Source organism: Elstera litoralis (assembly GCF_000963705.1).
Classification (GTDB): Bacteria; Pseudomonadota; Alphaproteobacteria; order Elsterales; family Elsteraceae; genus Elstera; species Elstera litoralis.
In genome coordinates this window covers 1-1,012 of sequence record NZ_LAJY01000922.1, presented here as the reverse complement: position 1 = coordinate 1,012, position 1,012 = coordinate 1, and the positions used below count along the sequence as shown (strand labels likewise).

Here is a 1,012-nt window from a genome sequence, read left to right as displayed (position 1 = left end):
GAGGCTCAAATTGCGTTGCGCGGGGAAGAAAAACCTTCCGAAGAATATAGAGATTCCTTACGGCGTATCGACGATGCGACCCAACAACTGGGTAAGATAATCGATGATCTCTTGACTATGGCACGCAGTGATATTGATACATTATCTCTACACAGATCGTTGATTGACATCAGAGATGTTCTTAAGGACGTTGTATCTCTTGGTATGGCGATGGCAAAAACCTATAATGTGCAGATTACCAGTGAACCTTGGCCGACCAAATTTATGATACGTGGGGATTCTGATCGACTAACCCAGATGTTCCTTGTGCTAATCGATAATGCAGTTCGCTACTCCCTCCCTGGGGCCACCGTCCGCCTCACAGCGCGCCGGGTTGAGACGGAGGACCCCACAGTCGAGGTGGTGATTAGTGATACTGGAATAGGAATTGAACCCGCAGAACTTTCCAAAGTCTTTGACCGTGGCTATCGTGCGCTAAACGCTAAAGCACATAGAAACGATGGGAGTGGCCTTGGGCTGTCAATTGCGCGCGCGCTGGCCCATGCTCATCGTGGTGAAATCGAATTGCGGAACAATCAGCCCAGTGGAACTCTTGCCATCACGATACTTCCGCTTGTAAATATAAAAATTGGAGTTTCATGATGAATATTCTTATCATCGAAGATGATCGGAGAATTTCAGACTTCTTGCAGCGTGGATTGCGCGCGGAAGGCATGCAAGTACGCGTTACTCAGGAAGGGCACGAGGGTATTATTTTCGCCCAAGAGGCTTGGCAGAATTTCAGAAATTCCGGTTTGCCGACGATTATCATTCTCGATCTGATGTTGCCTGATATTAGCGGGCTTGAGGTATGCCAAACGCTTCGAGCCGCGTTGATTCAGCTTCCGGTTCTCATGCTGACGGCCTTAACAACCGTTGAAGATCGGATTGCCGGTTTGCGGCTTGGTGCAGATGATTATCTGTGCAAGCCCTTCGATTTTGACGAGCTGCTTGCGCGGCTCGAGGCACTCAG

General features: G+C 49.1%; 2 protein-coding genes. Both read left to right on the top strand.

What is annotated here, in order from left to right:
• A partial coding sequence (locus VZ95_RS23640; RefSeq protein ID WP_198148467.1) for a sensor histidine kinase occupies positions 1 to 642 on the top strand: 642 nt, incomplete at its 5' end.
• Positions 639 to 1,012, top strand: a 374-nt coding sequence (locus VZ95_RS20745; protein WP_198148466.1) for a response regulator transcription factor, incomplete at its 3' end; no start/stop codon positions are given. The genes VZ95_RS23640 and VZ95_RS20745, both read left to right, overlap by 4 nt.